The sequence below is a fragment of the Vibrio sp. 10N.247.310.17 genome (assembly GCF_041466605.1).
Classification (GTDB): domain Bacteria; phylum Pseudomonadota; class Gammaproteobacteria; order Enterobacterales; family Vibrionaceae; genus Vibrio; species Vibrio tasmaniensis_A.
Map to the genome: position 1 here is coordinate 46,574 of NZ_JBFSTC010000027.1, position 6,398 is coordinate 52,971.

The window sequence follows — 6,398 nt, forward strand, 5'->3', positions numbered from 1 at the left end:
TTATTAGAAAACATGAGTTGATGGTGCTGCTAACTACATGATTTTCTGCATTACATCACCAATTTGAATGCTTCCCGCAAGGCTTGGTTGATCAATGGTGAGTTCAGCTTCGTTTTCATAAACGCGAGAAACCGTCAGGGTGATATCGCTTTGAGAGACCTTATTGCGTGGCAAGCCTCTTTGGTCGATAAATGAACCTGTGTGCCAAAGCTGAAGTTTGTCGCCTTGTTCTACACCGTGTATTCGGCCTAAATCAATGGTCACCATATTCCCAAACACAGCAGCAACTTCAGGAAGCGTGATTTTACAAGATACTTCCGATTCTAAATCCAACATAATATTACGACTGACACGAAGCATCATGCTGCCATAGGTTGATGCCCAGAAACGAGCACTGCGGGTGTCGATTTCACTGGTCTTCGCAAATGGCCATTTTGCTACTTCACGATAGCTTCGGTTGTAAACCTGATGACCTGTTTTACCATCGAATACCTGCATTTCTAACGCAAATTGGCGATTGATAATGTCGTCTTTCAAAAGCTTCGATTCAATGGTTGCGGTTAAGTCGGTGATGTCACCACCTATGATGTACTGTGCCCCCGTATCTTGTGCGATCATTTTGATCACTTCCGGTCGACGCTTGTCTATGTCGTAATTTGTTGTACCAACAGAGACAAAACTGCGAGATTCTTGCGCCAGTTGTCGGTTAACGACATGGCCAAAATCATCACCAATGTTATAGATTCGGCCCATCACAGCTTGTTGTGGAGAGCTTACATCAATATTACCGACCAAAAACGTCTTCTTATATTGGCTTTCATGGCAAGCACTTGCCGAAGGGTAGATGTCTATCCTTGCAGTGACCATTATATTGCCACCGCGTTTCTTCTCTTTTTCTACTAAGATGTAGCGCACTTCATGATTGGTAAATTGAAATTCTTTCTTTTTTGCATCTAAGTAGGGGGTGAGGTTTGCAATACTGCCGATGTCAGCGCCAGAGAACTGTATGGCTTTGTAAACGGCATCCTCTAGGGCATGAACCCTTGCCGCATCCTCTGACGATACGATGGTTGCAGTACCGGTAACTTCATACCAAGAGGCATGAGTACTGAAGCTGATGGTTGTCAGTAAACTTATTGAAAATAAGTAATAAATTATTTTTTTCATCTATTCGTTACCAGTTGGGTATAAATATTGCTTAACAAATATCTATAAGCTTAAAGCTGACTCAAGTGCGTTTTTCATAATCTGAACCATTAATGAAAAGCAAAGATTGTTCCAACATTGTAATCCATTGAAAAGAGTCATGGCGAGAACATATTGGAACAGCAAGCACTAAATATATCTGGAGATAAGAGAATGAAAAAATGGCTCGTAGTAATGAGTGTCATGTTAATGACATCATGCGCTTATTCGCCAATCTATAACGGTAAATCTGAGTATTCAGGCAGTCCGTTTATGTTGATGGATAGCCCGCGTCATACCATGGATTTTTTCGTGGAAAGCATGACCGAAGATTTGATCTTGTCGAATACGAGTATTTCAGCCAGAACACCCATTGCCATTACCTCGTTTGTCGATCTGCAACACATGGACACAACCAGTTGGTTAGGAAACTCGGTATCAGAAGGTTTCATTCATCAGTTTCAGCGTCGAGGTTTTAAAGTGGTTGATTTTAAAACCACAGGCTCTATCCAAGTGACCCACCAGGGGGATTTTGCTATTAGCCGCGATTGGAAAGACTTAGCCCAAGAGCAAGACGTCCAGTATGTTTTGACTGGAACTATGCTTCGTCAAGAAGGCGGTGTTCTAGTAAATGCTCGTGTGGTCGGAATGCAAACTCGCATCGTTGTTGCTTCCGCACAAGGCTTTTTACCTGCAGACCGTATTGGTCGTGACTTAGATACTCTGAACAGTATTCGAACTCAAGATGGGGTTATTATTCGTTCTGATCCAACGATCAGTCAGCCTCATACTGTTATTCTTCGCCCTTAGGAGTTCGTGATGAAGAAGTTAATATTTGTTGTTGCCGCTTTATTGCTTGTCGGCTGTCAACCATTACAAAGCATGAGACCTAATGACTTTTTGGTTGCGGTTGGCTACGCGAGTGTCAGCGAGCAGAAAGGTCGTAATGACGAAGAGAAACGTATTCGAGCAATGAGAGCCTCTAAAATTGATGCTTATCGTGAACTTGCCGAGCAAGTGTATGGTATGCGCGTGAGTGGTCGAGCTGAGCTTGAAGATCAGCGTCTTGGTACTGAGAGAACTTCAGGCGCGGTTGATGGTGTTATCCGTGGTGCCGAAGTGGTGCGCAGTTACCCTGTTGGCGACAGCTATGTGACTGAACTGCGGTTAGATATCCAAAAAATGGAACAACTGCGTAATTATGGCGAAGTTCAGCCAGTGCCTGAGAAGAGACAACAAACGTTGTTCTAGTTTAAGGATCGTCTAGTTATAGGTTTCTCCTTTTATATTGGCTGCTATTCGCTTTCCAGATGGCGTAACGGCAACCAGTAACGGTTATGAATAAGAAAGCGGTAAGTATTAAAGTACTTGCCGCTTTTTTGTTTATCGGCTTGGGGAGTACATTCACAGGTTTAGTGGGAGATTTGACTGGTGTAACGAGAAGGGTAGGCTGAGATACAGATACAGATACAGATACAGATACAGATACAGATACAGATATGAGAAGGAGGTGGTTTACCTAACTAGGCTTTAACGTTGGTTCCTAGCGTAGAAATTGTATGCGTTTGGCCTCCGGCATTGTAGGTCATGCCAATTTTGCCGTGACTTTGCTGCATCATATTGCTGAGTTTTTTGAAGCTAAGGTGTGCTCGATTCAAGGCTTCGCCATTTACCAAGTTCGCTTGATGGCAGTCGTGCACTATGGATTTGATGGTTGTGACTAACTGAGCAAGTTCAGGGTTCTCGGTCAGTTCAGATATATTAGTATGGGCAGCGATTCGTTGATCGGTTGATCTTAGTTGTTCAACAAGAACCACTTTCTCTTTGGCTATTCGCTCAATATCGCTTGATTGTCGGCTTGTAATAGCGATTTTCTCTGAACTCAATAATTCAGATAAGGCTTTGGCATTTTGAAGTTGGAAATTAACTAAATCTGCTAGTGCCGCCATAATGTAACCTACTAATAACCTCGTGTACTTTAAGATAATAACTTTATTTTAAAGCTAATGTTTGCTTAAAGACCTTTTAATTCGTTTTCAAATTTCATCATGTTGTCGGCCAACTTTTCTGGATCAACAGTGTATGAACCATTTGCGATCGCTTCTTTTATTGCCGCGACTTTCACTGAATCGAAACTTGGTTGTGCTGCCATCTCTTGATGGAGTTGACCAATCGCCTTGCCTTGTTGGCTTAGTGAAACCGCATCTTTGCTTGCTGGTGATTTAGATGATGCATCAGATCTTGATGCCTCAGACTTAGAATCAGAGCGTACTGCTGAGCGGTTAGTGCTCGCTAGGGTTTGCCCTGAACGAATATTATCAATACCTGCCATAGTTAAGCCTTTTTCTTCAAAATGGGAACCTGTACAGTCAATATCGACCATGGGTGAGAATACTTTAGCAATTTTAAGCTCAATAGTCGAAAACGAACCAAACACCTCAACCGTTATAATTGGATGTTAGAGTTGAGAATAAAAGCGCTAACGATACCGACACTTTAAAGTGAAGTGTTAAAAGTAAACCGTGACTTCAGACATGCTGGTAACAATACCTTCGATTATACGCTGTGATTTGTCATTTTTCACCCTAACTTGATCACCCATTGAGCCATCGGTAAGTGCAGTACCTCTGGTGGTAATGGTCATGCCACCTTTTACTGCCTGTATGATAACCTTCTCATTTCGGCATACGACACAAATATCGCCTCTTTCGACAACATCACCGGGTCTTAGGTTCTTTTTTACCTTAGCACCGATGACTTGTTGTGGAGTGGTAAAGCCTTGGCGACGAAATTTGTTGAGAGAAATCATCGCAGTCGTGACGTCGTATTGACCGACAATTTCGCCTCTCGCCAGTGAGCGAGTCGTTGTGACAAGTGGTACTGACATTGAAAGGCGCACTGGCACGTAAACACGCCATTCATCAGGAACACAACGAACTAAAACAGTAATGCTGCTGCGAGTGTTGGTTGTTGTCGAGGCACTTGTCTCGAGGGGGATAGGACAATTTGTAGCTTTGATTCTAGAGTCTACATTAGCGGAATTAACAAAAAGTTCACCGCCTCGCGGTTGCTCCACCGAGTCAAGGATGTGTTGCTCAGCCGCTGATTGGATCATGTCAATTTGTTCCGGCGTTGCCGCGTGTGTAAAAAAACTAAACAATATTGTTAGAATGCCGATAAACTTAGCGACAGTTTTAAAAATAGTTCTACACATAGCTATGGGAAAAAGATATATGTTTGCTTTATGATATGTCATTTTATTTCTCTAGTGGTTCGTAGCCTGCAGTAGACTAACACTTTCTATCCAAAAAGTTTGATATGGAGATGAGCTCATGACGGGTATTCTTGATTCAGTGAATCAGCGTACGCAACTCGTCGGTCAAAACCGATTAGAATTACTAACCTTTCGCCTAATGGGGCGTCAGCGTTACGGTATTAATGTATTTAAAGTGAAAGAGGTTTTACAATGCCCTCGTCTGACTTTAATGCCAAATTTACATCATCTCGTAAAAGGTGTGGCTCATATTCGTGGTCAGACAGTTTCTGTCATTGATTTGAGCCTAGCGGTAGGCGGACGTCCTACATCTGATATCGATAAGTGCTTTGTGGTGATTGCTGAATTTAACCGTACTATCCAAGCATTCCTCGTAAGCTCTGTAGATAGAATTGTTAATATGCACTGGGAAGCTATTCTTCCACCACCAGATGGTTCAGGTAAAGATAATTACCTAACAGCGGTAACCAACATCGATAATGAATTGGTTGAAATTCTGGATGTTGAAAAGATTCTTGCTGAGATCTCGCCTGTTGATGAAACCATGGATAGCAGAATCGCAGAGGAAATTGCAGAAGTTGAACAAGAGAAAGAATTGGTTCGCCGAATCTTGATTGCTGATGACTCGACGGTTGCTCGTAAGCAGGTTCAACGTGCTATAGAATCTATTGGTTTTGAGGTCATTGCTGTTAAAGATGGTAAAGAAGCCTATGAGACTCTGATGAAAATGGCATCGGAAGGCAGTATTTACGATCAAATTTCATTGGTGATTTCAGATATCGAAATGCCTGAAATGGATGGATACACGCTGACTGCTGAGATTCGTCGTCACGCAGAACTAAAAGATTTATACGTAATTTTGCACTCATCATTGAGTGGTGTATTTAACCAAGCCATGGTTGAGCGTGTAGGGGCTAACTCCTTCATCGCGAAATTCAATCCTGATGAGCTTGGTGGCGCGGTTAAAGCTGCGTTAACTAACTAAAAGAGACATTAATGACTGCTATAACAATAAGTGATCAAGAGTATCGCGATTTCAGCCGTTTCTTAGAATCTCAATGTGGCATTGTATTAGGTGACAGTAAGCAGTATTTAGTGCGCAGTCGTCTAAGCCCATTAGTAACGAAGTTTAATGTTGCTTCATTGTCTGATTTGCTAAGAGATGTAGTGACAGGTCGAAACCGTGAGTTGAGAGTGGCGGCAGTGGATGCTATGACGACTAACGAGACACTTTGGTTCCGAGATACTTATCCGTTTGCTGTACTAGCGGATAAACTTCTACCGGAAATAGCGGCAAATAAACGTCCTATCAAGATTTGGTCTGCGGCAAGCTCTTCAGGCCAAGAACCATACTCAATGGCTATGACGATACTTGAGACCCAAGCACGTAAGCCGGGTATGTTGCCAAATGTATCGATTACCGCTACTGATATTTCAGCAAGTATGTTGGATATGTGCCGCACCGGCGCTTATGACAACCTTGCCTTGGGCCGAGGACTTTCTCCTGAGCGCCGTCGCACTTTCTTTGAAGATGCTGGCGATGGTCGTATGAAAGTGAAAGACAACGTTAAGCGAATGGTAAACTTCCGTCCTCAGAACTTGATGGAGAGCTATGCACTGTTAGGCAAATTCGACATTATCTTTTGTCGTAACGTGTTGATTTATTTCTCTCCAGATATGAAGTCAAAAGTACTTAACCAGATGGCAAATAGCCTGAATCCTGGTGGTTACTTGTTATTGGGTGCGTCTGAATCGTTAACCGGCTTAACGGATCGTTTTGAAATGGTTCGCTGTAATCCAGGCATCATCTACAAATTAAAGTAATTAGTGTCACCACTTTAAGGTGCAATATTGCTGTCCAAATTTAAAACCCAGCCAAGTGCTGTAATGCCGTTCACTTAAGAGTGAACGGCATTTTTGTTCTTAGCATACCGTTGTG

At 42.6% G+C, this 6,398-nt stretch carries 8 protein-coding genes; 4 read left to right on the forward strand and 4 right to left on the reverse strand.

What is annotated here, in order from left to right; genetic code table 11:
• Nucleotides 1–33: 33 nt before the first annotated feature.
• Entirely contained in the window at nucleotides 34–1,167 is a 1,134-nt protein-coding gene (locus AB6D80_RS10135; RefSeq protein ID WP_017099160.1) for a flagellar assembly protein FlgT, read from the reverse strand.
• Nucleotides 1,168–1,359: 192 nt separating this feature from the next.
• Between AB6D80_RS10135 and AB6D80_RS10140 the strand changes: the two genes are divergently transcribed.
• Together AB6D80_RS10140 and flgP are read left to right on the forward strand one after the other, a co-directional pair.
• A complete protein-coding gene (locus tag AB6D80_RS10140; RefSeq protein WP_012603422.1) occupies nucleotides 1,360–1,995 on the forward strand; it encodes a FlgO family outer membrane protein in 636 nt (211 codons plus the stop codon).
• 9 nt (nucleotides 1,996–2,004) lie between these two features.
• Nucleotides 2,005–2,436, forward strand: a complete 432-nt coding sequence (gene flgP, locus AB6D80_RS10145; protein WP_012603423.1) for a flagellar assembly lipoprotein FlgP — start codon at nucleotides 2,005–2,007, stop codon at nucleotides 2,434–2,436.
• A gap of 272 nt (nucleotides 2,437–2,708) precedes the next feature.
• Here the strand turns inward: flgP and AB6D80_RS10150 are convergent, their stop codons facing one another.
• The 3 genes from AB6D80_RS10150 to flgA form a co-directional block, all read right to left on the reverse strand.
• Nucleotides 2,709–3,134 (reverse strand): flagella synthesis protein FlgN, encoded by a 426-nt coding sequence (locus tag AB6D80_RS10150; RefSeq protein WP_086048932.1) that lies wholly within the window; start codon nucleotides 3,132–3,134, stop codon nucleotides 2,709–2,711.
• A 65-nt stretch (nucleotides 3,135–3,199) separates the two neighbouring features.
• Nucleotides 3,200–3,517, reverse strand: coding sequence for a flagellar biosynthesis anti-sigma factor FlgM (gene flgM / locus AB6D80_RS10155; RefSeq protein WP_029223115.1), 318 nt, complete (start codon nucleotides 3,515–3,517; stop codon nucleotides 3,200–3,202).
• A gap of 177 nt (nucleotides 3,518–3,694) precedes the next feature.
• Nucleotides 3,695–4,441: a flagellar basal body P-ring formation chaperone FlgA gene (flgA, locus tag AB6D80_RS10160; protein WP_371707868.1), complete on the reverse strand. Its 747-nt coding sequence runs from the start codon at nucleotides 4,439–4,441 to the stop codon at nucleotides 3,695–3,697.
• Between the two features lie 76 nt (nucleotides 4,442–4,517).
• On the opposite strand from flgA, the gene AB6D80_RS10165 reads away from it, so the two are divergent.
• Both AB6D80_RS10165 and AB6D80_RS10170 read left to right on the forward strand, forming a co-directional pair.
• Nucleotides 4,518–5,444: a chemotaxis protein CheV gene (locus AB6D80_RS10165; RefSeq protein WP_009848577.1), complete on the forward strand. Its 927-nt coding sequence runs from the start codon at nucleotides 4,518–4,520 to the stop codon at nucleotides 5,442–5,444.
• An 11-nt stretch (nucleotides 5,445–5,455) separates the two neighbouring features.
• Nucleotides 5,456–6,283, forward strand: coding sequence for a protein-glutamate O-methyltransferase (locus AB6D80_RS10170; protein WP_009848576.1), 828 nt, complete (start codon nucleotides 5,456–5,458; stop codon nucleotides 6,281–6,283).
• The last annotated feature ends 115 nt before the right edge of the window (nucleotides 6,284–6,398 follow it).

Coding starts and splice junctions, on each gene's coding strand:
- AB6D80_RS10170 (WP_009848576.1), top strand. CDS start 5,456: ATGACTGCTATAACAATAAGTGATCAAGAGTATCGCGATTTCAGCCGT.
- flgP (WP_012603423.1), top strand. CDS start 2,005: ATGAAGAAGTTAATATTTGTTGTTGCCGCTTTATTGCTTGTCGGCTGT.
- flgA (WP_371707868.1), bottom strand. CDS start 4,441: ATGACATATCATAAAGCAAACATATATCTTTTTCCCATAGCTATGTGT.
- AB6D80_RS10165 (WP_009848577.1), top strand. CDS start 4,518: ATGACGGGTATTCTTGATTCAGTGAATCAGCGTACGCAACTCGTCGGT.
- AB6D80_RS10140 (WP_012603422.1), top strand. CDS start 1,360: ATGAAAAAATGGCTCGTAGTAATGAGTGTCATGTTAATGACATCATGC.
- AB6D80_RS10135 (WP_017099160.1), bottom strand. CDS start 1,167: ATGAAAAAAATAATTTATTACTTATTTTCAATAAGTTTACTGACAACC.
- flgM (WP_029223115.1), bottom strand. CDS start 3,517: ATGGCAGGTATTGATAATATTCGTTCAGGGCAAACCCTAGCGAGCACT.
- AB6D80_RS10150 (WP_086048932.1), bottom strand. CDS start 3,134: ATGGCGGCACTAGCAGATTTAGTTAATTTCCAACTTCAAAATGCCAAA.